The following is a 25374-nucleotide window of genomic DNA, read 5'->3' as shown; positions in this document are numbered from 1 at the left end:
GCCGACGGCCTTGACCTCGAGCCGACTTGAGGTTGCAGGGTGATCCGCATGAACACCGAAACCGCGGATGCCGAAGCCGTCGAACAGGTCGTCGCCAGCGTCGAGCGCGCCCAGCGCGCCAGGGACGTGGACGCCTTCCTCGCGCTGTTCCACCCCGACGCCCTGTGGACGACCGCCCACGGCAAGGTCCTCGTCGGCCTGGACGCGATCGCCGAGTTCACCCGCACCGTGCTGCCTGCCGCGAACTGGGACGGAGAGGTCACCTACGAGGCGGTGCACACGCAGTTCCTGCGGCCCGACGTGGCGGCGGTCAAGGTCCGCCAGGTCTACCACTCGGCGGAGGGCGACACGGAGGGCGCTCCGCTCTACGTCATGACCAAGCAGGACGACGGGAGATGGCTGCTGCACGCCTGCCAGAACACCCCGGTGCACGCCGGTTGACACCCGCCCGGGGCGTCGCCGACGGCGCGGCGGCCCTCCGGGTCCGCGGGGGATTCGCCGCCGGCGCCTCGATCCGCGATGCTGTCGCTGCGATCCCTTCCGTCCCCCGAGAGACCCACGGCGTCCTCGCCGCCGCGGAGTTCGGAGTCCTGGCAGTGCTTTTCGACGTCACCCGCGGCGAACTCGCCGGCATCTTCGGCGAGGACCGGCTCGCGGCCCTGCCCGCCACAGCCTTCCCGCCCGGCGCCGCGGACACCGAGGGCGCCCGCCTCCTGCAGACCGTCGGCGTCCCCACCGGGACGCTCTCGCTGCGGGTGCCCGACGCGGCCTTTGGCCGGCTGCCCCTCGTCCAGGACGTCGTCGACACCCAGTACTTCGAGGGCGCCCCTCAGGACGCGGGTGACTGGCCCGTCATCGGCTGGCTGCTCAACGCCCACCTCGCCCTCGACCCCGGTTCCGGCACGGTGTACGCCTTCGACCCGGACGAGGAGACCGTGCGGGAACTCCACACGGACGCCTCCTCCCTCGTCCGGGTCACTCTCCGGTTCCAGCGCCTGCTCGACGAGTTCGCCTTCGGCGGCGACGACGGCGACGAGGAAGCCGACTTCGAGCGCCTGGACCAAGAGGTCGAGCGCATCGTCCAGGAGACGAGCGGCATCGACCCGCTCCCCTTCCGGGACGACGAGACCGCTTGGTCGGTGATCGGCGACGAGATCGCCGCCGGCCAGCGCTTCAAGGCCAGGTAGGCGAAGCTGCCGGCACCCATGGCGCGGCGGGGACGGGCGGGGCCGAGCCGCCGTTCGGCGGACGGCGGCACCGGAGGGCAGCCGCGGACGTCCGCGCGCCGCGGCCTCACCGGCTCACGGCGGTCGCCCGCTCCACACGCGAGAGCTTCTCGGGATTGCGCACGTGGTAGGCGCCGGTGATGCGGCTGTTCTCGACCCGCACCGCCACGACGCCGTCGATCTTCCCGCCGACGCGGACCAGCAGCCCCGGGCCGCCGTTGATCTGCACCGCCTCCACCGACCTCTCGGCGTCGCGCTTCCACCAGCCGGCGGCCAGCAGGCGAGCCACCTTGTCGGCCCCCACGACGGGCCGCAGCAGGGCGTGCCTGATCCCGCCGCCGTCGCTGAGGGCGATCACGTCCGGCGCCAGGATGTCGATCAGACGCTGCAGGTCGCCCGTCTCCACCGCGCTCTGGAAGGCCTCGAGCGCGGCTCGGGTCTCGGCCGGGGAGACCTCGCCGCGTGGCCGGCGCGCGGCGACGTGCGACCGCGCCCGGTAGGCGATCTGGCGTACCGCCGCGGGGCTCTTGCCGACGGCCTCGGCGATCTCCTCGTAGTCCACGTCGAAGACCTCACGCAGCACGAACACCGCCCGTTCGGTCGGCGTGAGCGTCTCCAGCACCAGCAGCATCGCCATCGACACGCTGTCGGCCAGTTCGACGTCCTCGGCCACGTCGGGCGTGGTCAGCAGCGGCTCGGGCAGCCACGGCCCGACGTAGGTCTCCTTGCGCCGGCCGAGCGCGCGCAGCCGGTCCAGTGCCTGCCGGGTGACGATCCGCACCAGGTAGGAACGCTGCTCCCGGACGGTGGCCAGATCGACGCGCACCCAGCGCAGCCAGGTCTCCTGGAGGACGTCCTCGGCGTCGGCGGCCGAACCGAGCATCTCGTAGGCGACGGTGAACAGCAGGTTGCGATGGGTGACGAACACCTGGGTCGACGCGTCCACGGGGCCCGTGCGGCCGGCACGTCCGGGCGGCTCCGCCGTGTCCTTCGTTCGTTCGCTGCGCCCGCTCATGCCTGGCTCCCGTCTGTTCGACCTCGGTCCCGCCCCACGCACTGGACGCCGCTCCCCACCGCTCTGTGACACCCGCGCACTGTGACCCACGTCATATGTGCGCGCTGTTACAAGGCGCGGAACGCCGACGTCCTGTGCTCGTCAGAAGGCCGCGCGAACGGGCCGCGCGGCACGCGGCACCACGAGTGAGGACGAAGTCATGGCAACCACCAAGGCGCAGGCCCCGGAGGCCGATCCGCGCCGCTGGGCCGCGCTGTTCTTCATGGCGCTGGCCCAGCTCATGATCGTGCTGGACGGGACGGTCGTGAACATCGCCCTGCCGTCGCTCCAGCGGGATCTGGGAATCTCCGACGGCGACCGGCAGTGGATCATCACCGCGTACACGCTGGCGTTCGGCAGCCTGCTGCTGCTCGGCGGCCGGATCGCCGACTACGCCGGCCGCAAGCGGACCTTCACGATCGGGCTGCTCGGCTTCGCCGCCGCGTCGGCGCTCGGCGGCGCAGCGGACGACTTCGGGATGCTGCTGAGCGCCCGTGCCCTGCAGGGCGGGTTCGCCGCACTGCTCGGGCCGTCCGCGCTGTCGCTGCTGACCGTGACGTTCACCCGGCCCGGGGAGCGCGCCAAGGCGTTCGGGATCTGGGGGGCCGTGACGGCCGTCGGCGGCGCGATCGGGCTGCTGGCCGGCGGGGCACTGACCGACTACCTGGACTGGCGCTGGTGCCTGTACGTCAGTGTCCCGATCGCCTTGATCGCCGTGGCGGGCGGGTACGCGATGATCGCCGAGTCGCGCAGCGAGGGCAGGGCCCGGCTCGACGTGCCCGGCGTGCTGCTGGTGACCGGCGGGCTGGTCGCGCTCGTGTACGGCGCGAGCCGGGCGGAGTCCGAGGGCTGGGGCTCGGCGGAAGTCCTCGGACTGCTGGCCGGGGGAGCGGTGCTGCTGACCGCTTTCGCCTTCGTCGAGAGCCGGGTGCCGCAGCCGATGCTTCCGCCGCGGCTGATCGCCGACCGGACCCGCGGCGGCGCCTACATGAGCGTGGGGCTGGCCATGATCGGAATGTTCGGGGCGTTCCTCTTCATGACCTACTACTTGCAGGTCGTCAAGGGGTACTCGCCGATCAGGACGGGCGTGGCCTTCCTCCCGATGACCATGGCGGTCCTGGTGTCGGCCGGCGGGCTCTCCGCCCGGCTGCTGCCCAAGGTCCCGCCGAGGGTGCTGATCGTGCCGGGCATGCTGCTCGTCGCCTCCGGCATGCTGTGGCTGCGCACGATGGAGACCGACACCGCCTACGTCGAGGGCGTGCTGGTCTCGGGACTCCTCCTCGGCTTCGGGGCGGGCCTGATCATGCCCGTGGCCTTCAACTACGCCACCCACGGCGTCGCCCCGAGCGACGCGGGAATCGCGTCCGCCGGCGTCAACACCGCCCAGCAGATCAGCAGTTCGATCGGCACCGCGCTGCTCAACACCATCGCCACCAGCGCGACCGCGGACTACGTGGCCTCGCACGCCACGCGGGGCCCGTCTCCGGCCTTCGCCGGCAAGGCCATGCTGGAAGGGTTCGTGACCGCCGGCACCTGGGCCGCGGGGATCCTCCTGGCCGGCGCGGCGATCGTCGCCGCGCTCATGAACACGCCGCGCCCCGACCGGCAGGACGTCGCCCACGACACCGAGACCGCGGGGGACGTCGGTTCGGTGCTCGCCGGCCGCTGATCCCTCGCGCCGAGGTCCCCTGCGGCGGTGCCCGGCCACGGCGCCCGGTGCGGCCGGTCGTCGGCGCGCCGCCGATGGCCCTGCTCACGCTGCGGCTGGACCTGCTTCACCGACGCGCTCAAGGGCCTTGGTGTGCACGGAGGTTGCGCATGCCCTATAGTTGATCTTGCGAGGTGCCCCGCTGCGGCGGATGTCCTCCGCGCGTCGGTGGTCCAAGGAAAGACGCCCCGCTTCCTGCGGGGAGATGCAGGTGCAAGGCCTGCCCGGCGCTCTGTTCGGTCCCGCCCCCGGCTGCCGGGAGCGGGACTTCTCATGTCCGGGGACCGGTGCGGTGTGCCGTGGTCGGCAGCGTCCGTCCGAGGCGCGCGAGCGGGGACAGCGCCATCACCACCGGCGACGACAACATGCCGGCGGCCGTCAGCAGCAGAGCGGTGCGCACCCCGCACTGCATCGCGAGGAAACCGCCGAGCAGGGAGCCCAGCGGGGCCGCTCCCATACCGGCGAACGTGATGGTCGCGGCCGCGCGGCCCTGCATCCCGTCGGGAGTGACCGCCTGCCGCACCGCCATGACCGTGACGTTCACCAACTGGCCCGTGGCCCCGAACACCGCGGTGATCCCCAGCAGCGCGGAAACCGTCATCGCCGAGGAGCCGTGCAGCGCGGGCACGCAGAGGAACAGGCCGTCGCCGAGCGCCGCCGCGGACACGAGTACCGTGCCGTACCCGAACCGGCTCGGCAGACGAGCGGCCAGGAGCGATCCCAGCAGCGCGCCCGGTCCCGTCGCCGCGAGCGTCAGTCCGACGGTGGTGCCGGACAACTGCAGTTCCCGCGGCAGGAAGAGCAGATGGACCGTCATCACGGCGGAGAAGGAGAACTGGAAGGCGGCCGAGGCCAGGCACACGGCCCGCAGCGAGGTGTCGCGGACGACGAAGCCCAGGCCCTCACGGACCCGTCGCCACAACCGGGGGACGCCTCCCGCGCGTTCCGGGATCGTTTCGGTGCGAGGGATACGCCTGATCGACAGGAAGGACACCGCGAACAGCGCGGCGCCGGCGGCGGCGGCCACCGGCGCCGACAGCAGAGACACCAGCGCACCGCCGAGAGCGGGTCCGCCGATCTGCGCCGCGGACCGGCTGCCCTCCAGCGCGCTGTTGGCGCGCACGAGCTGATCTCGGGTCACCATCCTCACGGCGGACACCTGATAGGCCACGTCGAAGAACACGGACAGCGCGCCGACGGCGAAGGCGACCACGAACAGCGCGGGCAGGCCGAACCCGCCGAGCAGCCCGGCAGACGCGACGGCGCCCAGGAGCAGCGCGCGGCCGGCATCCGTCACGACCAGCACCGTGCGGGTCCGCCACCGGTCCACCCACGCGCCGGCGAAGAGCGAGAACATCAGGACCGGCACCTGCCCCACCGCGCGCAGGACGCCCAACTCGCCCGCGTCGGCGTTCAGTGTCACGACGGCGAAGAGCGGGAGCATGATCACCGCGGTGTGCTCGCCGAGCTGGGAGGCCGACTGCCCCACCCAGAGTCTGCGAAAGGCCCGGTCCCGCCACAGACTTGGCGGACCGGGCCGACCGGAACCGGATACGGCGGAGGAAGCGGACGGCACGACGATCCCCTGGACGGTCGACGGCGAGGCCCGCCACCCGGCGCGCAACAGGCGCACCCGTGTGTCGGGCGGGGAGAAGGCTCGCTGTGCCGCGACTTCGAAGGGCGGCACGCGATGACAGGCCGAACACGGCCGGCAACGTCAACGCGCGCTCGGACGACCGACCATGTCTGCAACTCCTCGGGGCCGACGTGCTGCACCCCGGACAGTAGCGCTCGACGGCCCGAAGCGAAACCGTGTCCGGAACAGGCGGCCGGATCCCCCCCCGTGAGCACGGGGGGAGCGGACGAGGACCACATCGGCGCCGAGGAGGGTGAGCCGGGGCCCTTCGCGCCGGGCCGGCGGCGACGGTACCCGGCGAGCCGGGCACCGGTCGCGTCGTCGGGGCTGATGCGTGCACCACGGGCTGGAGGCGATCGCGCTGCCCGCCGCGCGGTCGGACTGCTAGGGCCTTGTCGCGGCGGCCGCGGCGGCTGTGGCCAGCGGGTAGCGGGCCGGGCGGCCGAGAAGGCGTGTGAGGTCGGCAGTGGTGCCGTCCAGGAAGCCGTGCCGGATGCCGGTGGCGATCGAGGCGAGCATCGGCGGCTGGAACGCCAGGAGCCCCGGCGTCTCGTCGAGGAGGCTGCGCCGGTATGCGCCCAGGCCGATGGTGCGGTGCGCCGCCCCGAGCCGGTCGGCCACCCGGCCCGCCGTGATCGGTGTGCCGACGACGTCGTGGACGCGTCCGCCGTGTTCCGCCGGACTCGCCGCGACGATCGCCGCTGCCTCGGCAAGGTCCTCCTGGTCAAGGCGCTCGCCGACTGGTCGCTCGCCCACCGCTCCGTCATCGCCGACGCGCGCCGCGCGTACGACCGGACCCACCCCGACCACGACATCCGCTGAAGCGCGCGCTCGCGGGCCGTGCCGAGCCTCACGCCGGACTCCCCTTGCCGGCACGTCGGTCGTGGTCGGTCATCCCTCAGGACCGCGAGCAGCGGCCGGTGGGGCGGTCGGCGGGAGGGCGGCACTGGAGGGGGCGGTCGGACGCACTGGTGCTCAGGTAGCGGCCGATGCACGCGTTGGCCGTGGTCCTGCCGCGGGCGGCGCAGAAGGCCAGGGCGGAGTGCCCGTCCGTGAAGGGGCCGGGGGCGTAGAACACCCAGTAGCCCGGCCGCAACGACGCGAAGTCGTCGCTGCGGAGAACCTCCGCTTCGGGCACCGACTGCCGAACCGTGGCGAGCCGTCTGTCGCGCACGGCGACGCCCGCGGCGACGGGCTCGGAGTAGAGCTGGGCGATCCAGCGGCCGTCGGTCGCGGGGGCCTGCCCGACGGGTGTCGCCGAGTCCGTCGGCTGTGTCGGCGGGTCGGCCACCGTGTCCGGTGTCGGCTGGGCCGACGCCGTGGGAGCCTGCGCGGACGGGGAACCCGCACCGGTGTCCGCGGGCCGAGTGGACGCCGTACCGGGCGACCTGCCGATGTTCTCCTGCGCCGCGTCCTTCCCCGGGCCGCGCAGCGGGAGCACCAGTATCGCGGTCACGGCCGTGGCGGCGGTCAGCAGCGTCGCGCTCACGGCGAGGACGACCGTCTTCCGTCCCCGTCGCCGCTTCGGCGCGGGCGCGGGCCTCGGGGTGTCCAGTCGCGTGGGCACGTGCAGGGGAGGCATGGACGGCGGCACGGGCGTGGTGAGTGTCGGCTGCGCCCAGTGGGGCGCGGGGCCGGACTCCACCTGCGCCAGCATGGCGTCCAGCCGCTCCGCGTCGGGGCGCGCCGCCGGGTCCCTCACCAGCAGTTCCTGGAGCACGGGGCCGAGCGGGCCGGACCGTACGGGTGGTGGCACCGGCTCGTCGAGCACCGCCGCGAGGGTGGCCAGTGCCGTGGCACGCCGCAGCGGGCTGACGCCTTCGACGGTCACGTACAGCAGCAGGCCGAGCGACCAGAGGTCGGACGCGGGGTCGTCGTCGCGGCCGCGGACGCGTTCGGGCGCGATGTACTCGGGGGAGCCCACGAGTTCGTCGGTCGCCGTGAGCGAGGTGGCCCCTCGCAGCCCCGCGATGCCGAAGTCGGTGAGCACGGCGGCGCCGTCCGCGCGCAGCAGCACGTTGGCGGGCTTCACGTCCCGGTGGTGGACGCCGACCGCGTGGGCCGCCCGCAACGCGGACAGCACCTGACGGCCCAGGCGGGCGGCCTCCACGGGCGTCATCGGGCCGGCCGCGAGCCGTTCCTGGAGGGAGGGGCCGGGCACCAGCTCCATCACCAGCCACGGGTGCGGATCGGTGTCGACGATGTGATGGATGGTCACGACGTGGGGGTGGTTGAGCCGGGCCAGGGCCCGTGCCTCGCGCAGAACGCGCTCGCGCGAGACGTCCGACGCCTGCGCGTCCGACCGTACGGCCTTGAGCGCGACCTCCCGGTGCAGCACGGTGTCGCTCGCCCGCCACACCGTCCCCATCCCGCCGCTTCCGAGCTGCTCGATCAGCCGGAACCGTCCGTCCACCAGTTCTCCCCTTGCAACCATGTGCACAGAGTAGGAAGTTGCCTCTCCTGGCGGCGAGGGGTGGCCACCGGTCGGCGTGCCGCTCCCCGGGGCGTCCCTCGCCGGAAACCTGTCGACCGGAGCAGGCGCGCGCCTGTGGTACACCGAAGGCCCGTCCGCCACCGTCCCGGAGTTCTCCATGCGCCGACTCGCCGTCTTCCTCGCCTCGTCCGACGGGCACGACCCCGCGCACGCGGAACTGGCGGCCGGTGTCGGCGCGGAGCTGGCGCGGCGCGGCATCGGTCTGGTCTACGGCGGTGGCCGCCGGGGTCTGATGGGGGTGCTGGCGGACGGCGCGCTGCGGGCCGGCGGCGAGGTCGTCGGCGTCATTCCGCGCAGCATGGTCGAGCGTGAGTGGGCGCACGAGGGGGTGACGGAGCTGGTCGTGTGCGACTCGATGCACGAGCGCAAGGCGATGATGGCCGAGTACGCCGACGCCTTCGTCGCCCTCCCGGGGGGCCTCGGCACCCTGGAGGAGATCTTCGAGGTGTGGTCGTGGCGCCAGCTCGGCTTCCACGCCAAGCCCGTCGGCTTCCTCGACGCCGGAGGCTTCTGGACGCCGCTTCTCGGTGCCCTGCGCGGGCTCGCCGACGCCGGATTCCTCCCCGCCTCCACCCTGGACGACCTCGCCGTCGCTCCCGATCTGCCCGGTCTGCTGGAGGTGCTGGAGGAGCGGCTGCGCGGCACCCCGCGGCCGGCGCACGGCGAGAACCCGCGGCAGCTCGACCGGTGAGCGGTCGGTGGTCGATGAGGGCTACGGCCGCGGTGGCGGCCCAGCCGCTGCGAGGGCCGGGGCACCTCTCGCTGTGACACCTCTGCGACACGAACGGAACACGTTTCTCACACAACTCCCCCGTGGCAGCGTACTGTTGACCGAGTTCACACCCAGAACGGGTGTTGACGCTTTCACGCGAGGGGGGTTCAGGTGTCCCATCACCTGCGCAAGAACAGCCACGCCCGAGGCATCCGCCGCACCACCACCGCGGCGGCCGTCGCGGCCGTCCTGGCCGCGGGACTGACGACCGTGCTGCCGGCCACGGCGCACGCGGCGGAGGCGAGCGAGGTCCTCGTTCCCGCGCCCGACGCCTACGGCGAGGGGACGTTGACGGTCCTGGCGACCGGCGCCCAGGGCGTGCTGCACCGCGAGGCCGGCGAGTACCTCTGGACGACCACGTACAACAGCACCACCAAGCCCGTCCCGGAACTCGACGGAGTCCCGGAGGACGCCGTCGTGCGCGGCCACGACGGGTTCAACCGCGTCGTCTACACCAGGCCCCGCGAGGACGGCGGCACGGACGTCGTACGCATCGGCGTCGAGGACCCGGCCAACACCAGCACCGTCAAGGTGCCCGCCGGATACCTCAACCCGCGCGTCGCCAACGGCTGGGTGCTGGCCACCGTCGACCGGGGGGACGGGACGTACCAGTTGCGCGTCGCGCGCGGCGGCGACCCGGCGAGCGACCCGGTGGTGCAGCTCCCCGCCGGCGCCACCACCGGCGCGGAGCCGGTGCTGCTCGGTGCCTTCGACAACCAGCTCCTCATCGGCTACCGCACCGGCGACGGCACCCAGGGCTACGGCACCCTCACCGCGTACAACGGCAAGGTCGTCCCGCTGCCCGTGACCGGTGAGGCGAGCAGCTTCCGGATCACGCAGACCACCGTGAGCTGGTTCTCCCGCGAAGGAACCCCGGGCGTGCGGGTCATGCCGCGGGGCAGCACGGCCGCCCCGCGGATCGTGCCGCTGCCCACGCAGTCCCCCGACAGCCGGGTCACCTCCTTCGTGGTGGGCGACAACGTCCTCTGGTACGAGGGCGACGGCGGTCCGCTGCACCTCACCCCGTTCGCCGGAGCGGACACCGAACGAACGCTGCTCGCCGACGTGGAGCAGGCGTTCCTGCGCGCCGAGGGCACCGGCTCGCTGGTCGTCCTCGGCAAGGCCGCCGACGGCAGGCGCGCGGTGCACCACTTCAGCGCGAACAGCCTGGGTCTCGTCGCCGACCTGAACCTGCGACAGGTGCCGCGGGTCAAGACGGCGGACGGTGCGATCACGGCGCTGAGCCTCGACCGGGGGAGGCTGCGGTACGTCAACTCCCTCACCGGCACCCGGACGCTGCACGGCAAGGACATCGGCACCGCTCTCGACCCGGCGGACGGCGCGGCCCTCGCCGACTTCCCGGGCCTGGAGGCCGGCCGCTTCGCGGACGGTACCGACGAGGGCCTGGCCAGACTGACCGCCGACCCGGAGACCGGCGCCGACGTGCTGGTGACCGGCGACGACCCCGAGCATCCGGAGGACAGCTTCCCGCTGCCGGGCACGGGCGGCCGCATCCTGGACGCCGCACCGGAGTTCGTGCTCTACGAGGCGGGCGGACGGCAGTACGTCGTGGACACGGCCCGCGACCTCGTCGTCCGCGAACAGCGGGCGCAGGCCGCCGCACTGGACCAGAAGCGGCTGTTCAAGCCGGCGCTCAACGACCCGGGCACGGTCAAGGTGATCAACGTGCGCTCCGGCAACCTGATCAGCACCCTCGACCTGGGCACCGCCTGCGTGCCCGACGAACTCCAGTCCAGCGGCACCCTGCTGTACTGGAGCTGCGCCTCCCAGGGAGCGGCGGGCGTACGCGACCTGGAGACCGGGCGCTCCTACCCCGCCCCGGCGACCGGCGTCCTGCTGGGCGACCGCTTCACGGCTCACCGCGACACGTCCGGCGAGCTGCGCCTGACGGCCCTGCGGACGGACGGCGGCACGGCCGACCTGGGAACCGTCACCGGGCTTAAGCAGCCCGCGCAGGGCGACGGACGCGGCTCCACCTGGACCGTCGACGCGGGCGCCGGCAAGCTGGTCTGGGTCGGCGCGGACGACACCGTGCACGTCACCGCTCCGCAGCACGACGTCTCCGCGCTGCGCGTCGCCCGCACCGCGGCTCCGGGGACGTCGGCCGGTGAGTGGGCCGCCGCGTGGTGGCTCTCCAAGCCCGCGGCCTCATGGAAGGTGACGCTCACCCGCCGTGCCACCGGCGAGGTCGTCCGCACCTGGACGGGCGAAGGCACCCTCAGCGCCGTCCGGGTCACCTGGGACGGCACCTCCGGGTCCGGCACCCCGGTGGAGACCGGCGGCTACACCTGGCGGCTGACCGCCACGCCGGCCGACGGCACGGGCGCGGACGCCACGGCCTCCGGCGTCGTGAAGCTCACCGGCTGAGCACAGCACCTCAGGGGCGCCGGCCTCTTTCCCGGGACCACCCCGGGAGAGAGGCCGGCGCGCGTCGGGCCGAAGACCGCCGCCGATGTCCGAGGGGCGCCGAAAGGGGCGCGACGGGCACGGGATCCCCGACGAAGTGCCCCGTGGGAAACGGCCTAGCGGGGAGCGAGTGAGGCGAGGAACGACTCGACCATCGCGGTCTGCACGTCCATGGGGAAGCGGTCGGGGTCGAAGAGGGCCTGGACGACGAGGCCGTGGGTGAAGGCGACCGCGGTGGCGGCGAGTTGCTCCGGGTCGGCGGCCGCGGGGAGCTCGCCCGCGTCGCGTGCGGCCTCCAGGTGGGGCCGAAGCGTCGAGCGCAGCCGGGTGTAGCGGCCGGCCTGCTCCGCGGCGAGGCCGTCGTCGGCGAGGGAGAGGTCCCAGGAGCTGACCCAGATGCGGTTGCGCGCGGTGTCGCCCGCCGTCAGCGGCAGGATGTCGAGGAGCATCGCGCGCACCGTCGCGAGCCCCGGCGCCGGGCGCGCCCTGCGGGGGCGCTGCGCGGTGTCCTTCTCCAGCAGGTCCAGGGCGTGCGTGACGAGGGCCCGTTTGGTCGGGAAGTAGTGCATGAGCATCCCGGTCGAGACGCCCATCGCGGTGGCGACGGCGCGCAGGGTCAGGCCGCCGAACCCCTTGTCGGCGAGGACACGCCACACCGCCTCGGACACGTCCTTGCGGCGGGCTTCACGGTCTCCGGGTGCGGGCGGCATGCTGCTAGCTTACGTACCGAACGCTTGTTACGTACCTGGAGAGCGAGGCCCCATGTTCACCCTGCCGCTCGGCGACCGCGCTCGGCTCCGCCCCCTGGAGCCCTGGCAGGCGCCGGAGTTCCTGGCCCACATCGACCGGGCCCGGGACACCGTCGACCCGTGGATACCCTGGGCCTCCTTCAGCACCGACCTCGCCTCCGCCACGGCCACCCTCCAGCGGTACGCCGACCGGCAGGCCGCGGACGGCGCCCGGATCTTCGGCATCTGGCTGGACGGCATCCTGGTCGGCGGCGTCATGTTCACCCGCTTCGACGTCGCCACCGGGGTGTGCGAGGTCGGCTGCTGGCTGGAGCGGGCGGGGGAGGGGCGGGGGCTGATCACACGGGCCTGCCGGGCGCTGATCGACTGGGCCTTCGAGCAGCGCGGGATGAGCCGGGTCGAGTGGTGGGCCTCCTCGGGCAACGTCCGCAGCATCGCGGTCGCCCGCCGGCTCGGCATGAGCCGCGACGGTGTGCTGCGGCGGCACTCCGTCCACCGGGGCGAACGGCGCGACATCGAGGTGTGGTCGGTCCTCGCCGAGGAGTGGCCGACCGACGCCGACGCCTCCGAGGCCGCCGTCCGCGCCGAACTCGACCGGCTGATGGGCGTGTTCGTGGGCGCCTTCACCAACACCGGCGGCAGACGGCCGGACCTCGGCGTCATCCGTGACCTCTTCGTGCCGCAGGGGCGGATCACCGCGAACGTCGGCGCCGAACCCGTGATCCACGACCTCGACGGGTTCATCGCGCCCCGCCAGAAGATGCTCACCGACGGGACGCTGACGGAGTTCTCCGAGTGGGAGGTGTCCGAGCGCACCGAGGTCTTCGGGTCGATCGCCCACCGGTTCAGCGAGTACCGCAAGTCCGGTTACCGCGACGGCGAGTGGTTCGAGGGCGGCGGCCACAAGACCACCCAGTTCCTGCGCACCCCCGCGGGCTGGAGGATGTCCTCCATGGCCTGGGACGACGCCCCCGCGAGGCCCTGACGGGCTCACCGCGGCGCACCGCCGCGAAGCGCACGTCCATCGGTGGCCGAGGCGGGCGCACCCGCGATCGTCCGCCGGACCTGGCCCGAAGAGGCGGCACCGCGGCGGGCGAAGCCCGTCAGCGCGGCGCCGGGGTGACGCCTCCCACCCGGCGGGTCAGCTCGCGCGCCGTCTGCGCCACGTGGTCCGCGATCCGGTCCCTCTCGGCGCCGTCGGCCGACTCGCCGGGGAAGGTGACCGAGACTCCGGCGATCGGGTGGGCGTGGTGGTCCAGCACGGGCGCGGCGACGGAGGACAGCCCGGGAGTCACCTCGCCCTCCTCCGTCGCGTAGCCACGGCGCCGCACCTGGGTCAGCAGCCCGCGCAGTGCCGTCAGCGACGCGGGGCCTAGGCCGTGCCGCTGCACGAAGGCGGACCGGTCCGGGAAGATCGCTCGCACCTGCGCGGGCGGCAGCAGCGCCAGCACCGCCCGTCCGCTGGCGGTGAGGTGGGCCGGCAGCCGCACCCCCACCTCGCTGACCAGGGGCGCCCTGCCCGGAGCGCGCTCCTCGATGACGTAGATGACTTCCCGGCCGTGCAGCACGGCGAGGTTCGCGTTGTGCCCGGTACGGTCCACGAGCGCGGCCAGCGGGCCGCGCGCCAGCCGCTGGAACGGTGCTTGGCGCTCGTACCCGGAGGCCAGCTCGAAGGCGCTGACGCCGAGGCCGTAGCGCCGTTCCTCCGGGAGGTGCACGACGAAGCCGTCCGCGGCGAGGGTGTCGAGCAGGTGGTAGGTCGTCGACCGGGGCAGGCCCACGTCGCGGCTGATGGCGGCGGCGGGGACGGGGGCCGCCTGCCGCGCCAGGTAGCGCAGTACGGCCAGCACCTGCGCCGCGGCCGGGACGATACTCATGAACCGAGCGTAGACCAGCGGACGCGCGGACCAAGTGTCTGGGGTACCAGACACAACCGTCTGGTATCCCAGACACTACCCGTCTGTACGTTCTCGCGGACCCGCGCCTGCCTGCGGCTTCATAGGGGCATGACCGTTGTTGTCGGTGTCGGCGCGCTCTCTGCCGACGAAGTCGTGTCCGTTGCCCGTCTGGGAACCCCGGTGGTCCTCGCCCCGGAGGCGCTCAAGGAAATCGCCCGCAGCCGCGAGGTCGTCCGGGCCCTCGCCGATGACGCCAAGCCGCATTACGGCGTCTCCACCGGCTTCGGCGCCCTGGCGACCCGCCACATCCCCACGGAGCTGCGTGCCCAGCTCCAGCGCAGCCTGGTGCGTTCGCACGCCGCGGGTTCGGGTCCCGAGGTGGAGCGCGAGGTGGTCCGCGCGCTGATGCTGCTGCGCCTGTCCACCCTCGCCACGGGCCGTACGGGTGTACGGACACAGACGGCCCAGGCCTACGCCGCGCTGCTGAACGCCGGCATCACCCCGGTCGTCCACGAATACGGTTCGCTCGGCTGCTCCGGTGACCTGGCCCCCCTGGCGCACTGCGCGCTCGCGGTCATGGGCGAGGGCGAGGTCCGCACGGCGGAAGGCGTGCGCAAGCCCGCGGGCGAGGCCCTCGCCGAGGCGGGCATCGCCCCGGTCGTGCTGGAGGAGAAGGAGGGGCTCGCGCTCATCAACGGCACCGACGGCATGCTCGGCATGCTCGTCCTCGCCGCCCACGACCTGCGGCGCCTGCTGCGTACGGCCGACATCGCCGCCGCGATGAGCGTGGAGGGCCAGCTCGGCACCGACGCCGTGTTCGCCGGCGACCTCCAGGCGCTGCGCCCGCACCCGGGCCAGTCGGACAGCGCCGGCAACCTGCGTTCCCTGCTCGCCGACTCGGCGATCGTCGCCAGCCACAAGGGCCCGGAGTGCACCCGCGTCCAGGACGCGTACTCGCTGCGCTGCACGCCGCAGGTCCACGGCACGGCCCGCGACACCCTCGCCCACGCCGAGCTGGTGGCCTCCCGCGAGCTGGCCAGTGCCGTCGACAACCCCGTCGTCACCCTCGACGGACGGGTGGAGAGCAACGGCAACTTCCACGGCGCCCCGGTCGCCGCCGTGCTCGACTTCCTGGCCATCTCGGTCGCCGACGTCGCCTCTATCTCCGAGCGCCGCACCGACCGGTTCCTCGACCCGGCCCGCAACCGCGGCCTCAACGCCTTCCTGGCCGACGACCCCGGCGTGGACTCCGGTCACATGATCGCGCAGTACACGCAGGCCGCGATCGTCTCCGAGCTCAAGCGGCTGGCCGTGCCCGCCTCCACCGACTCGATCCCCTCCAGCGCCATGCAGGAGGACCACGTCTCGATGGGCTGGTCGGCCGCCCGCAAGCTGCGCCGTGCCATCGACGGACTCGGCCGCGTTCTCGCGGTGGAGCTCTGCACCGCCGCCCGCGCTCTCGACCTGCGGGCACCGCTGGCCCCGGCGCCGGCCACGGCCGCGGTGCGCGACGGGCTGCGCGAGACGGTCGACGGCCCCGGCACGGACCGCTGGCTCGCCCCCGAGATCGAGGCGACCGTCCAGTACGTCAGCTCCGGCCGGGCCCTGGCCGCCGCGGAGTCGGTCACCGGCCGACTGGTCTGACGGCCCGTCCTTGCACCGCCGCCCTCCCGGGCCCAGGGTCCGGGGGGCGGCTCACCCGTGTTCGCCGCGCCCGGAGGAGAGGGGTTTCGTGACATGCGACCGGAAGGGACATCACATGGCACCGCGTGTTCTGCGTGCTGAGGAGAGGACGCCCGCGCCGTGGAAGAACGGCGGGGGCGTGACGTCGGAGGTCGCCGCCCACCCGGAGGGCGCGGGGCTGGACGACTTCGCATGGCGGGTCAGCGTCGCGGAGGTGGCCCGCGGAGGGCCGTTCTCCACCTTCGAGGGCGTCGACCGGAACATCACCGTCGTCCAGGGGGCGGGCATGGCCCTGACCGTCGACGGGGACACGCACGTACTGGACGCACCCCATGAGCCGTTCGAGTTCCCGGGGGACGCCGCGACCGGGTGTGAGCTGCTCGGCGGGCCGATCGTCGACTTCAACGTGATGGTCCGGCGCTCCCTGATGAGCGCGCGGGTCCGGATCGAACGGGGGCCCACGTCCGTGCGCCCCTGTCCGGGGACCCGGGTTCTCGCGGTCGTCCTGGAGGGGCGGGCCGTACTGCACCGGGCCGTCGTGTCCCTGGGCCGGTTCGACGCCGTCCTGCTCCGCGACGAGGACCACGCCTCCTTCGACGTCGACGGGGTCCTCGCCGTCGTCACGCTCACCGAGCGGCCCGGCCTTCCCGGTCACTGACCGGGAAGGCCGGGCCGGGTGCCCGTGCTCGTCGGGAGAGCCGCGGCCGCCGGGCCGCGGCTCTCCTCGCGTCGCACGGCCTGGCGACCTGATCGGGGGCGGGCCGGTGGGCCCGCGTCGCGTCACGCCCGGGCGGTCACCATGCGGTGGATGAGACGGGCCCCGGCGCGCGCCGTGCGCCGGTCCACGTCGAACTCCGGGTTCAGCTCGGCGACGTCGCAGACCACGAGCTTGCCGCTCGCCGCCACCCGGTGGCAGACGCGTTCGATCACCTCCATCGGCACCCCGTAGGCGGCGGGGGCGCTGACGCCCGGCGCGACCGCGGCGGGGAGCACGTCCAGGTCGATGCTCAGGTGCACGACGTCACAGCTCGCGAGGAACTCGTCGACGAACGTCTCGACGCGCGCCAGGTCGAGCAGACCGCACTCCGTGTCCGGCAGGTGGCGCACGCCGAGCGTGTCCGCGGTGCGGAACAGCCGCTCCGTGTTGCTCGGCTGACTGACGCCCAGCACCCAGTAGTTGAACTCCCGGGAATGCCGCTGCTCGCTCCGCGCCATCTGCAGGAACGGCGTGCCGGAACTGGGCCGGACGTCGTCGCGCAGGTCGAAGTGCGCGTCGAGGTTCAGCACCCCCAGGCGGCCGCCCTCGCGCAGGGCCCGCGTCCGCCGCAGCCCGCTGTAGGTGCCGTAGGCGACCTCGTGGCCGCCGCCCAGCACCATCACCGGATGGCCGCGGTCGACGAGCGCCGCGACCGCGCTGCCCAGCCGTCGCTGGCCCGCCTCCAGGACGTCCTCGCCGTCACCGGTGACCTCGACGTCGCCGGCGTCGAGCGCACGCAGCGGCTGGGGCAGAGCCATCGACGCGAGGGCGCGGCGCAGTGCGCCCGGGCCGTTCGCGGCGCCCCGCCTGCCCTTGTTGCGGCGTACGCCCTCGTCGCTCCGGAAGCCTACGAAGGCGACCTCTCCCGGCGCCGCCTGCTCCGGGTCGAGGTGGACGGCCTGGTGCCAGCGCAGGTTCTCGACACCGGGGCCGTCGTCCCGGCCGGTCCACGGCACGGCCGGGACGTCCGTGCGAACGTCGAGGACCTCATGGCGCGCGGGGACGGCGCTCACGCCGCGCCGCCCTCGGTCTCCGCCATCGGGATGCGCACGCCGCGCTCCCTGGCCACCGAGGCGGCGTGCTCGTACCCGGCGTCGACGTGCCGGATGACGCCCATGCCCGGGTCGTTGGTCAGCACACGGGCGAGCTTCTGGGCCGCGAGCTCGGTGCCGTCCGCGATGCACACCTGGCCGGCGTGGATGGACCGGCCCATGCCGACGCCGCCGCCGTGGTGGATGGAGACCCAGGAGGCACCCGACGAGGTGTTCACCAGCGCGTTCAGCAGCGGCCAGTCGGCGATGGCGTCGGAACCGTCGAGCATCGACTCCGTCTCGCGGTACGGCGACGCCACGGAGCCGGAGTCGAGGTGGTCACGGCCGATGGCCACGGGGGCGGACAGCTCGCCCGAGGCGACCATCTCGTTGAAGCGCAGACCGGCGCGGTGCCGCTCGCCGTAGCCCAGCCAGCAGATGCGGGCGGGCAGGCCCTCGAACGCGACGCGCTCACCGGCCATCCTCAGCCAGCGGTGCAGGTGCTCGTTCTCCGGGAACAGCTCCATGATCGCCTTGTCGGTGGCCTCGATGTCCTTCGGGTCACCGGACAGGGCGGCCCACCGGAAGGGGCCGAGCCCCTCCTCGAACAGCGGCCGGATGTGGGCCGGCACGAAGCCGGGGAAGTCGAACGCCCGCTGATAGCCGGCCTTGCGGGCCTCGTCGCGGATCGAGTTGCCGTAGTCGAACACCTCGGCGCCGGCGTCGAGGAAGCCGACCATGGCCTCCACGTGCCTGGCCATGGACGCGCGGGAACGCTCGGTGAAGTCCGCGGGGTCCTTGCGGGCCTGCTCGTGCCACTCCTGGACGCTCACGCCGACCGGGAGGTAGGACAGCGGATCGTGGGCGCTGGTCTGGTCGGTGACGATGTCGATGGGCGCGCCCCGCCGGAGCAGCTCCGGGAAGACCTCGGCGGCGTTCCCGGCCAGGCCGATGGAGAGCGGCTTGCGGGCGTCGCGGGCCTCGACGGCGAGGCGGAGGGCGTGGTCCAGGTCGTCGGCGGCGACGTCGAGGTAGCGGTGGGCGATGCGGCGCTCGATGCGGGTCGGGTCGCAGTCGACGCAAATGGCCACGCCGTCGTTCATGGTGACGGCGAGGGGCTGGGCGCCGCCCATGCCGCCGAGGCCGGCGGTGAGGGTGATGGTGCCGGCCAGGCTGCCGCCGAACTTCTTGCGGGCGACGGCGCCGAAGGTCTCGTAAGTGCCCTGGAGGATGCCCTGGCTGCCGATGTAGATCCACGAACCGGCCGTCATCTGGCCGTACATCATGAGGCCCCTGGCCTCCAGCGCCCTGAACTCCTCCCAGTTGGCCCAGTCGCCGACCAGGTTGGAGTTGGCCAGCAGCACGCGCGGCGCCCACTCGCTGGTGCGCATCACGCCGACCGGCTTGCCGGACTGCACCAGCAGCGTCTCGTCGTCCTTCAGCGTCTTCAGCGTACGGACGATGGCCTCGTACGCCTCCCGGTTGCGGGCGGCCTTGCCGGTGCCGCCGTAGACCACGAGGTCCTCGGGGTGCTCGGCGACCTCGGGGTCGAGGTTGTTCATGAGCATCCGCAGGGCGCCTTCCTGCTGCCAGCCGAGGCAGTTCAGTCCGGTGCCGCGCGGCGCGCGGACGACGCCCGGCGCTTGGGGGGAAGAGCTGGTCATGTGCACTCCTCACAGAGGGATCGAGCCGTACCTGCGCCATGACACGGCAGCGGCGGACGCGGCACCAGCGGCGTCCTCGGGATCTCTCGGATCCGAGACCCTTCGTTCGTCCCCCGCGCCATCGGCCTCTTCGTGAGAGGACCGGTGGTCTAGGATCGGGTCCGGTACGAGGCGGCGGCATCGGGGCGGGTGACGAGGACGGTGGGCGGCGTGGTCGTGGATCCGGCGGAGCTCGCCCGGTTGTTCGAGCAGGACACGGCAGGCACCGCGCCCGCCTACCACCGCGTCAAGGACCTCGTCGCCCGTCAGATCGCGGACGGCCACTGGCGCGAGGACGACGCCCTGCCGTCGGAGAGCCAGTTCGTCGAGGCGCTCGGCCTGTCCCGTATGACGATCAACCGCGCACTGCGCGAGCTGGCCACCGAGGGCGTCATCCGGCGGGTCATGGGAGTGGGCAGCTTCGTCGCCCCGAGAAAGGCCAGCTCCGCCCTGCTGGAAGTCCACAACATCGCCGACGAGGTACGCCACCGCGGCCACCGCTACGAGGCCCGTGTGCTGTCCGTGCGCGAGGAAGGGGCCGACGAGAAGACCGCCGCGCACCTCGGCCTGGGTGAGGGACGGCCGGTCTTCCACTCACGGGTGGTGCACTACGAGGACGGGACGGCGCTTCAGCTCGAGGACCGCTACGTCAATCCGGCCTTCGCCCCCGGATATCTCGAGCAGGACTTCACGCGGCAGACGCCGTTCACGTTCCTGTCCAAGGTCGCGCCACTGGGCAGGGGCGAGCACATCGTGGAGGCGGTGCTGGCGTCGCCCGAGGAGTGCGAGATCCTCGGCATCGCGCCGTCCGAGCCGTGCCTGCTGATCCACCGCCGCACCTGGTCCCGGGACGCGCTCGTCAGCATCGCCCGGCTGCTGCACCCGGGCTCCCGGTACCGTCTCGAGGGCGCGTTCGCCGCGCACTGACGCTCACGCGGCGGCGCCGTCGCCGCGCCCTGCCGCCGGCGCCCGGCCCGAGACGGCCGCGGTGAGCCGTGCGGCGCCCTGCCGCAGGACGTCCCTCACGTGGTCCGTGTCGTGCCGGCAGTGGTGACGGCGCCAGGTGGTGCTGATCGCCGCGACGGGCCGCTCGTTGTGGTCGAACGCCGCCACCCCCATCGAGCAGAACCCCTGGGTGACCAGCTCGACCTCCTGCGACCAGCCGCGCTCGCGCTCCCGCGCCAGCTCGCCCACCAGCCCCGGCAGGGTCCGCGGCCCGTTGCCCGTGCGGGTGGTCAGATCGCCCGGCCGGGGGAAGAGCGCCCGGAGCTGCGCCCGGGGGGTGTGGGCGAGGACGGCGCGCCCGTTGGCCGTGAGGTGGGCCGGCAGGCGGACGCCGACGTCGGTGACCAGGGCGATGTCGACGTCACCGGCCCGGCCCGCGGGCGGTCGCTCCTTGAGGAGGTAGACCGTCTCCGCGCCGTGCACGATGCCGAGGTGCACCGTCTGGCCGAGGCGCCGCGCGAGGGTGCGCAGGATGGGGCGGGCGAGCCGCTCCAGGGGCTCGTGCCGCAGATAGGCGGAACCCACCTCGAAGGAGGTGACGCCGAGCCCGTACGCCTGCTCCGCGGGGACGTAGGTGACGAAGCCCCGGTCGGCCAGGACCTTGAGGATGTGGTACGCGGACGACCGCGGAACGCCCAGGTCACGGGCGAGAGTCGCGGCCTGCACCAGCCCGGGGCGCCCGGCGAGGTACACCAGCATGTCCAGCGCCCGGCCGACGGCCGGCGACGCACTCGACGACGCGTTCGGTGAGGACGACTGACCCGGCGCCGGCTCGCGTTCACTCATCGGACCACCTCTTGACGCTCCTGTATAGGCAGGAATATACAGGCTGCCGGCCGCGGTCCGGAGCCCGGAGTGACCGGCGCGGCCGAGACAGGCGTCGCTCGGTCATGCCTTCCGGCGCACACCCCCGAAGAGGGAGACTCGTTTGCGTACCGACACCGCCGGCCTGAGCAGAGGGCTCCGTTCCCGGCACATCCGCTTCATCGCCCTGGGCTCCGCGATCGGCACCGGGCTCTTCTACGGCTCCTCCGAGTCCATCCGGGCCGGCGGGCCCGCGGTCCTCCTGGCCTATCTGATCGGCGGAGCCGCCGTCTTCCTCGTCCTGCGGTCCCTCGGCGAGATGGCCGTGGCCTCCCCGAGCGCCGGCTCCTTCGGCGAGTACGCGACCAGGCATCTCGGCCCGCTCGCCGGATTCACCACCGGCTGGACGTACGCCTTCGAGATGGTCATCGTCTGCGTCGCGGACGTCACCGCCGTCGGCGTCTACATGGGCTTCTGGTTCCCGGACGTGCCGCGGTGGATCTGGGTGCTGGCCGCCGTGCTGCTCATCGGCGCGCTGAACCTCGTCAGCGTCAAGGTCTTCGGCGAGCTGGAGTTCTGGCTCTCCCTGGTGAAGATCGTCGCCATCGTCGCGATGATCCTGGTCGGCATCGCCGTGATCGCCTTCGGCCTCGGCAGCGGCGGCGGCGACGTCGGCCTGTCCAACCTGTGGAGCAACGGCGGCTTCTTCGCGGGCGGTGCCGACGGATTCGTCCTCTCCTTCGCCGTGGTCATGTTCGCCTTCGGCGGCACGGAGATCATCGGGGTCACCGCGGGAGAGGCGGAGGACCCGGAGAAGACCATCCCCGGCGCGGTCAACTCCATCCCGCTGCGCATCATCCTCTTCTACGTCCTGACCCTCGCCGTGATCATGTCGATCACCCCCTGGCAGAGCATCGACGACTCGGGCAGCCCCTTCGTCGAGATCTTCGCCGGCGTGGGACTCAAGTCCGCGGCCGCCGTGCTGAACGTCGTCGTCCTCACGGCGGCCCTGTCGGCGATCAACAGCGACATCTTCGCCGCGGGCCGCACGATGTACGGCCTCGCGGAGCGGCGGCAGGGGCCCGCGGTGATGCTGCGGCTCACGCGCAACGGCGTGCCGTGGGTGACCACCCTCGTCATGATCGGGGCCCTGCTGTCCGGGGTGCTGATGAACGTCCTCATGCCCGAGAAGGTCTTCCTGATCATCGCCTCGATCGCGACGTTCGCCACCGTCTGGGTGTGGCTGATGATCCTGCTGACCCACGTCAAGGCTCGACGCGCCATGTCCGCCGAGGAGACGGCGGCCCTGAAGTTCCCGGCCCCCTTCTGGCCCTACGGCCAGATCGCCGCCATCGTCCTCATGGCCGCGGTCATGGTGCTGCTCGGCTTCCAGGAGAGCACGCGCGTCGCCCTGGTGGTCGGCGTCGTGTGGCTGGCACTCCTCGCGGGCCTCCACGCCCTCTGTGTCCGTCCGCGGCCCTCCGCCGGACAGCCCGCGGCCACCGCGGAGCGGACGGCGGAGGAGAACCTGGCAGAACTGAAGGGGCCGGCCGGCACGCCGCGATGACGGGCTCCGGCACACGTGCTCCCACCGGTCGCCCGCTGCGAGTCGAGCCGCGCCCGGTCGCCCGGTCCACGGCCGGACGCCCGGGCCGGGCACCGTCCCGTCCCGCGCGCGGGTACGGGGGGAAAGTCATGGGTCCCCCTGGGCAACCGGTACGCTGGTGCCGGTGGCGGCCCGTAACCGGAGCGCCGGCACGGTGACTTGGCCCCATCTCCGAACGGGCGCGGGAGCAGCGATGAAGCGGACGGCACAGGGGCGAGCGCACGCTCGCCTCCGCGGTGTGCTGGCCCTGCTCGTGGCTGTGGTCGGACTGCTGTGCGTCTTCGGACACGTGGAGCGCGGGGGAGGGCAGGGCGTGTCCCCGCCGGTCGTGGAACACGCCCACGCCCTCACCGTCTCCGAGGCGTCGGACGGGACGGCACCGCCGTGCGGCAAGAAGGGGATCGCCGACCACAGCGGGCAGCGCGCCGAGACCCCGTCGTCGTCCGCCACGTGCCCCGGCACCACGTCCCCGCACAGCGAGCCCGCGCACCCTCCTTCCCGGCACTCCGGGATACTCGCGGGGAGCCCGGCTCCGCCCCCCGCCCCACTCCACTCCGTTCTGAGGATCTAGACCGGCCCGTCGGTCGCGTCCCTGAATCCTCGGAAACGGAGCTCATCAGCATGTCCCCTTCCCCGCGTTCATGGAACCGGGCGGGCGCGGCACTGCGTGGTTGGCGGACCCGGCAGTGGGCTGTGGCAGGCGCAGGTGCCCTGGCCACGGCGATCCTGGTCGGCGTGCCCACCGACGTGGTGCCCAATCCGCTGTTCGGCCGGTCGATCCCCGTGCAGTGGTGGAACTACCCTGCCCTCGCCGTCACTTCCGTCCTGGCCGGCATCGTCCTGAGCACCTACGTGCGACAGCCCTCGCGCCCCGAGGAGCCGGAAGCCCCGGACGGCGGCCGTCTCGGAGCGATCGGCGGGGTGCTGTCCTTCCTCGCCGTCGGCTGCCCGGTCTGCAACAAACTCGTCCTCGTGCTCATCGGAGCCTCCGGCGCACTGAGCTACTGGGCGCCTCTGCAGCCGCTGCTGGCCCTGCTGTCCGTGGGGCTGCTGGCCGAAGCCGCGCTGCGCCGCCTGTCCTCGCAGACCGCGTGCCCGGTCACGGCTTCCGCCTGACCCGCGGCCGGTTCTGCGGCCTTCCCTTCCTCCTCGACGTCTGAGGTACCCCATGACTGGATCCACCCCCTCTTCGCCCCGCCGCAACCGCAGGCGGACCGTCGCCGCCGCCGCGGTCCTCGCCGCCGCCGCGGTGACCGCGGCCTTCGCCCTCACACTCGACGACGCGAACGACCGCGACCGGACCGCGGACGAACAAGCGGTCGTCGTCGAGTCCTCCACCCCCGAACCCGCTCCCGAGGGCCTGCTCGCTCTCGCCCGCCGCGATGCCTCCGACCCGCTGGCGGTCGGACGCGCGGACGCTCCGGTGGTGATGATCGAGTACTCCGACTTCCAGTGCCCGTTCTGCGGTCAGTTCGCCCGCAAGACCAAGCCCGAACTGCTGCGCTCCTACGTGGACAAGGGGATCCTGCGCATCGAATGGCGCAACTTCCCCATCTTCGGCGACGAGTCCGAGCAGGTCGCCCTGGCCGGCTGGGCGGCCGGGCGGCAGAAGAAGTTCTGGGAGTTCCACGACGTCGCCTACGGCAAGCCGCGCGAACGCAACTCCGGTGCCTTCAGCGCCGAGAACCTCGTCGCCATGGCCCGCGAGGCGGGAATCACCGACATCGAGCGGTTCCAGGCCGACATGGCGTCCGACGAGGCCCGCAGCGCCGTGCGGAAGGACCAGGAGGAGGGCTACGGTCTCGGCGTGACCAGCACCCCGGCGTTCCTGGTCAACGGCAGGCCGATCCTGGGGGCCCAGCCCACGGCCACCTTCGAGGAAGCCGTCGAGGCGGCGGCGAAGTCGGCCGGGCGATGAGCGAAGTCGGCCTGGCGATGGCCTTCCTGGGCGGACTGCTGGCCCTGCTCAGCCCGTGCAGCGCCCTGCTGCTGCCGGCCTTCTTCGCCTACTCCTTCACCAGCCGCACCCGCCTGGTGGCGCGCACCGGCCTGTTCTACGTCGGGCTGTGCACGACTCTCGTCCCGCTCGGCGTGGCCGGCTCGTTCGCCAGCCGCCTCTTCTACGGCCACCGGGACACCCTGGTGACGGTGGGAGGGTGGACGGTCATCGCGCTGGGCGTCGCGCAGATCGCCGGGGTGGGCTTCGGCTCACGCCGGATGGCGCGGGCCGCGGGCGGGCGCCGTTCCGGTTCGGCGCTGTCGGTGTTCGCCCTGGGCACGGTCTACGGGCTGGCGGGATTCTGCGCGGGACCGATCCTGGGCGGCATCCTGACCGTGGCAGCCGTGGACGGCGACCCCGCGCACGGCGGAGTGCTGCTCGCCGTCTACGCCCTCGGTATGGCGGTTCCGATGTTCGTGCTGGCGTCGCTGTGGGACCGGTTCGACCTGGGCCGCAGGCGCTGGCTGCGCGGGCGGACCTTCCAGGTGGGACCGATGGCCCTGCACAGCACCTCACTGCTCGGCGGCCTGTTCTTCATCGCGCTCGGGGCGGCGTTCCTGGCGTTCGACGGCACCTCCGCGCTGCCGTCCGTGCTGAGCGCCGAGACCGAGTTCGCCCTGGAGGAGCGTCTGTCCTCCATCGGCGCCGCCGTGTCCGACCGGCTGGTCCTGCTGGTCCTGGCCGGTGTGGCGGCGGTCGCCGCGGTGCTGGTGCTGCTCCGGCCGGCCCGAGGAAAGGAGCCGCGGCCGGCACCGGAAACGGAGCCGGCCGCACACGAGTAGCGCGCCCACGGCCTTGCGCCGCAGGCGGGTTGACGACGAG

The 25374-nt window shown here is 73.1% G+C and carries 23 protein-coding genes and 1 pseudogene; 15 read left to right on the top strand and 9 right to left on the bottom strand.

Annotation, left to right across the window (positions count from 1 at the left end):
* Positions 1-48: 48 nt before the first annotated feature.
* Both ACH499_RS22570 and ACH499_RS22565 read left to right on the top strand, forming a co-directional pair.
* Positions 49-441, top strand: coding sequence for an SgcJ/EcaC family oxidoreductase (locus tag ACH499_RS22570; RefSeq protein ID WP_356200609.1), 393 nt, complete (start codon positions 49-51; stop codon positions 439-441).
* Positions 442-596: 155 nt separating this feature from the next.
* A complete protein-coding gene (locus tag ACH499_RS22565; RefSeq protein WP_399017866.1) occupies positions 597-1187 on the top strand; it encodes an SUKH-4 family immunity protein in 591 nt (196 codons plus the stop codon).
* Positions 1188-1293: 106 nt separating this feature from the next.
* Here the strand turns inward: ACH499_RS22565 and ACH499_RS22560 are convergent, their stop codons facing one another.
* Positions 1294-2241 (bottom strand): RNA polymerase sigma-70 factor, encoded by a 948-nt coding sequence (locus tag ACH499_RS22560; protein WP_399017864.1) that lies wholly within the window; start codon positions 2239-2241, stop codon positions 1294-1296.
* 199 nt (positions 2242-2440) lie between these two features.
* Between ACH499_RS22560 and ACH499_RS22555 the strand changes: the two genes are divergently transcribed.
* Complete coding sequence (locus tag ACH499_RS22555; RefSeq protein ID WP_399017862.1) at positions 2441-3949, top strand: MFS transporter; 1509 nt, start codon at positions 2441-2443, stop codon at positions 3947-3949.
* Positions 3950-4259: 310 nt separating this feature from the next.
* Here the strand turns inward: ACH499_RS22555 and ACH499_RS22550 are convergent, their stop codons facing one another.
* Both ACH499_RS22550 and ACH499_RS22545 read right to left on the bottom strand, forming a co-directional pair.
* Complete coding sequence (locus ACH499_RS22550; RefSeq protein WP_399017860.1) at positions 4260-5564, bottom strand: MFS transporter; 1305 nt, start codon at positions 5562-5564, stop codon at positions 4260-4262.
* A gap of 444 nt (positions 5565-6008) precedes the next feature.
* A complete protein-coding gene (locus ACH499_RS22545) occupies positions 6009-6245 on the bottom strand; it encodes a hypothetical protein (protein ID WP_399017858.1) in 237 nt (78 codons plus the stop codon).
* A gap of 99 nt (positions 6246-6344) precedes the next feature.
* On the opposite strand from ACH499_RS22545, the pseudogene ACH499_RS22540 reads away from it, so the two are divergent.
* A pseudogene (locus ACH499_RS22540) lies at positions 6345-6446 on the top strand (transcriptional regulator); the annotation flags it as partial.
* Between the two features lie 76 nt (positions 6447-6522).
* Here the strand turns inward: ACH499_RS22540 and ACH499_RS22535 are convergent.
* Positions 6523-8058, bottom strand: coding sequence for a protein kinase (locus ACH499_RS22535; protein ID WP_399017856.1), 1536 nt, complete (start codon positions 8056-8058; stop codon positions 6523-6525).
* Between the two features lie 157 nt (positions 8059-8215).
* On the opposite strand from ACH499_RS22535, the gene ACH499_RS22530 reads away from it, so the two are divergent.
* Together ACH499_RS22530 and ACH499_RS22525 are read left to right on the top strand one after the other, a co-directional pair.
* The gene (locus tag ACH499_RS22530; protein WP_399017854.1) at positions 8216-8809 is read left to right on the top strand and encodes a TIGR00730 family Rossman fold protein; all 594 of its coding nucleotides are present in this window, start codon (positions 8216-8218) and stop codon (positions 8807-8809) included.
* Between the two features lie 192 nt (positions 8810-9001).
* Complete coding sequence (locus tag ACH499_RS22525) at positions 9002-11278, top strand: FlgD immunoglobulin-like domain containing protein (protein WP_399017851.1); 2277 nt, start codon at positions 9002-9004, stop codon at positions 11276-11278.
* Between the two features lie 155 nt (positions 11279-11433).
* On the opposite strand, the gene ACH499_RS22520 is transcribed toward ACH499_RS22525, so the two are convergent.
* The gene (locus ACH499_RS22520) at positions 11434-12027 is read right to left on the bottom strand and encodes a TetR/AcrR family transcriptional regulator (protein WP_399017849.1); all 594 of its coding nucleotides are present in this window, start codon (positions 12025-12027) and stop codon (positions 11434-11436) included.
* Positions 12028-12079: 52 nt separating this feature from the next.
* On the opposite strand from ACH499_RS22520, the gene ACH499_RS22515 reads away from it, so the two are divergent.
* Complete coding sequence (locus ACH499_RS22515) at positions 12080-13051, top strand: GNAT family N-acetyltransferase (protein ID WP_399017847.1); 972 nt, start codon at positions 12080-12082, stop codon at positions 13049-13051.
* Positions 13052-13169: 118 nt separating this feature from the next.
* Here ACH499_RS22515 and ACH499_RS22510 read toward each other — a convergent pair whose 3' ends face one another.
* Positions 13170-13943, bottom strand: coding sequence for an IclR family transcriptional regulator (locus ACH499_RS22510; RefSeq protein ID WP_356200623.1), 774 nt, complete (start codon positions 13941-13943; stop codon positions 13170-13172).
* A 129-nt stretch (positions 13944-14072) separates the two neighbouring features.
* Here ACH499_RS22510 and hutH point away from each other — a divergent pair, with 129 nt between their 5' ends.
* Together hutH and ACH499_RS22500 are read left to right on the top strand one after the other, a co-directional pair.
* On the top strand, positions 14073-15608 hold the full coding sequence (gene hutH / locus ACH499_RS22505; protein WP_399017845.1) for a histidine ammonia-lyase: 1536 nt from the start codon (positions 14073-14075) through the stop codon (positions 15606-15608).
* 115 nt (positions 15609-15723) lie between these two features.
* Entirely contained in the window at positions 15724-16305 is a 582-nt protein-coding gene (locus tag ACH499_RS22500) for a HutD family protein (RefSeq protein ID WP_399017843.1), read from the top strand.
* 122 nt (positions 16306-16427) lie between these two features.
* On the opposite strand, the gene hutG is transcribed toward ACH499_RS22500, so the two are convergent.
* Together hutG and hutU are read right to left on the bottom strand one after the other, a co-directional pair.
* Positions 16428-17417 carry a formimidoylglutamase gene (hutG, locus tag ACH499_RS22495; RefSeq protein WP_399017841.1) on the bottom strand — a complete coding sequence of 330 codons (990 nt, stop codon included), beginning with the start codon at positions 17415-17417 and terminating at the stop codon, positions 16428-16430.
* Positions 17414-19099 (bottom strand): urocanate hydratase, encoded by a 1686-nt coding sequence (hutU, locus tag ACH499_RS22490; protein ID WP_399017839.1) that lies wholly within the window; start codon positions 19097-19099, stop codon positions 17414-17416. Before hutU ends, hutG begins: the two co-directional genes overlap by 4 nt.
* Positions 19100-19309: 210 nt before the next feature.
* Between hutU and hutC the strand changes: the two genes are divergently transcribed.
* Complete coding sequence (gene hutC / locus ACH499_RS22485; protein WP_356206510.1) at positions 19310-20065, top strand: histidine utilization repressor; 756 nt, start codon at positions 19310-19312, stop codon at positions 20063-20065.
* A 3-nt stretch (positions 20066-20068) separates the two neighbouring features.
* Here hutC and ACH499_RS22480 read toward each other — a convergent pair whose 3' ends face one another.
* Complete coding sequence (locus tag ACH499_RS22480) at positions 20069-20929, bottom strand: IclR family transcriptional regulator (RefSeq protein WP_356206508.1); 861 nt, start codon at positions 20927-20929, stop codon at positions 20069-20071.
* A 142-nt stretch (positions 20930-21071) separates the two neighbouring features.
* On the opposite strand from ACH499_RS22480, the gene ACH499_RS22475 reads away from it, so the two are divergent.
* From ACH499_RS22475 to ACH499_RS22455, 5 genes are all read left to right on the top strand, one after another.
* Entirely contained in the window at positions 21072-22514 is a 1443-nt protein-coding gene (locus ACH499_RS22475) for an amino acid permease (RefSeq protein WP_399017837.1), read from the top strand.
* A 232-nt stretch (positions 22515-22746) separates the two neighbouring features.
* On the top strand, positions 22747-23124 hold the full coding sequence (locus tag ACH499_RS22470) for a hypothetical protein (RefSeq protein ID WP_399017835.1): 378 nt from the start codon (positions 22747-22749) through the stop codon (positions 23122-23124).
* Positions 23125-23174: 50 nt separating this feature from the next.
* Positions 23175-23669 carry a hypothetical protein gene (locus ACH499_RS22465; RefSeq protein WP_399017833.1) on the top strand — a complete coding sequence of 165 codons (495 nt, stop codon included), beginning with the start codon at positions 23175-23177 and terminating at the stop codon, positions 23667-23669.
* Between the two features lie 52 nt (positions 23670-23721).
* Complete coding sequence (locus ACH499_RS22460) at positions 23722-24471, top strand: thioredoxin domain-containing protein (RefSeq protein ID WP_356206499.1); 750 nt, start codon at positions 23722-23724, stop codon at positions 24469-24471.
* A complete protein-coding gene (locus tag ACH499_RS22455; RefSeq protein ID WP_356206496.1) occupies positions 24468-25334 on the top strand; it encodes a cytochrome c biogenesis CcdA family protein in 867 nt (288 codons plus the stop codon). The genes ACH499_RS22460 and ACH499_RS22455 overlap by 4 nt, the downstream gene beginning before the upstream one ends.
* Positions 25335-25374: the final 40 nt, after the last annotated feature.

The sequence above is a fragment of the Streptomyces sp. NPDC018947 genome (assembly GCF_044390505.1).
Lineage (GTDB): Bacteria > Actinomycetota > Actinomycetes > Streptomycetales > Streptomycetaceae > Streptomyces.
This window is presented reverse-complemented; position numbering and strand designations above follow the sequence as displayed.